The 1,645-nt window shown below is 49.9% G+C and carries 2 protein-coding genes; one reads left to right on the top strand and one right to left on the bottom strand.

The genetic code is table 11. From position 1 onward, the window contains the following. Positions 1-445: 445 nt before the first annotated feature. On the top strand, positions 446-1,363 hold the full coding sequence (locus tag AB7U36_RS17595; protein WP_428160983.1) for a biotin--[acetyl-CoA-carboxylase] ligase: 918 nt from the start codon (positions 446-448) through the stop codon (positions 1,361-1,363). 96 nt (positions 1,364-1,459) lie between these two features. Here the strand turns inward: AB7U36_RS17595 and AB7U36_RS17590 are convergent. Beyond that, positions 1,460-1,645, bottom strand: a 186-nt coding sequence (locus AB7U36_RS17590) for a hypothetical protein (protein ID WP_428160982.1), incomplete at its 5' end; no start/stop codon positions are given.

The following is a 1,645-nucleotide window of genomic DNA, read 5'->3' as shown; positions in this document are numbered from 1 at the left end:
TGAAAATGAGAACCAATTTTTTCAAATTTTCTGTTAATAGCCGGACTATTGACATAAAATTTGGGAGAATTGGGGCCATTTTCATGAGATTGCAGCCGATTCATCAATTACCAAACAAGCTCTTAGGACCCACGAGGCAAACACCACGCTTTTTTTAAATGCCTTGTGCTTAATTCAACTTCTTAAAAAGGAAAACGGCGCGTACCGCAATACGGAACTGTCCGATACCTTCCTTATTTCCCGGTCGATGCCCTTTCCCAAAGGGTATCGACCGGGGATATAAAGGCTGACTTCTTTCGGGCCTTGTATCTGGCAACTTTTTGCTCAAGCACGGATTACCGTTCAGGCTCTGTTCAAATAAAAATTTTGCTTGACGCAGGCCCGATTTTTTTGTTAACCACTGGATGAAATGAAAGTTAACCAAACATTGCCGGATAAAAGGCAAATGATTCTTAAGGTTTTGTACCAGTCGGGTGGTGAGCCTGTTTCCGGGGTCAAAATCAGTGAAGCTGCCGGGATTTCCCGGGTGGCGGTCTGGAAGCACATTAAAGCCTTGAAACAGGCTGGCGTGGATATTAAGGCCCTGCCAACGGGGTATGCACTTCAGGACCCTGGCAACCTGCTCTACCCTTTTTGTTTCCCAAAGAACATTCAGGACAAAATTTTCTATTTTCCGGAACTTGACTCTACCATGGACCAGGCCCGAAGAATGGCCCGGCAAGGGGTCCGGCATGCCAGCTGCGTCATTGCCGAAGTCCAGACAGCCTCCAGGGGCCGGCTGAACAGGCCGTGGGATGCTGCCCGGGGCGGGCTCTGGTTTACCCTGATCCTTAAACCGGATTTGCCGCCCCCCCTGGCCTGGACCGTGAATTTTGCCGCGTCTGCCTGCATGTCCGAAGTGCTGGCCGGTTTATTTGACCTGGATGTCCGTGTCAAATGGCCCAACGACCTGCTTCTCAAGGGCCGCAAGCTGTCCGGGATGCTGTCGGAAATGGAAACCCGGGCTGATATGGTGGATCTTTTGTTTCTGGGCATTGGCCTTAATGTAAACAATGAACCTAAATCAGATCAATACCAGGCCATTTCCCTGAAAACAGCCCTGGGAAAACCTGTTTCCAGAAAACAAGTCCTGATCCGGTTCCTGGATCTGTTTGAATCCCGGATTACCGCCGTTGATCCGGCCCGGATCATAAGCCAGTGGAAGGAACGGACCGCCACCATCGGCACCGAAGTCCGGGTTCAGACCCATGACCGGGTGTATGAGGGCAAGGCCCTGGATGTGGATGACACCGGTGCACTCATTGTCAAAGGACTGGACGGCATCACCCGGAAAATTATTTATGGCGATTGCTTTCATCCCTGAGATACCCCATTGAGATAAATGTAAAACCCATGGATGTTAAAGACGGTTGGGTCATGGGCCTGGCTCTTGTTTTTTCCGCTGGAATGCTTTGATAGCTTAGATTTTAAACTGATGAACAGCCGCAGTCAGCTTTTCAGTAACCTTGACCAGGTCTTTCACTTCTTCCAGTATGGTGTTGCTGTCCTGGCTGGCATCCTCGGCAGCCTGGTTTACATGGGTAATATCCTGGGCAATTTCATCGGTCCCGCCAGAAATCTGACGGACATTCTCGTTGACTTCCTG

It is taken from the genome of Desulfobacter sp. (assembly GCF_050177295.1).
The sequence above is the reverse complement of the archived record's forward strand: the minus strand, read 5'-3'. Positions and strand labels throughout refer to the sequence as shown.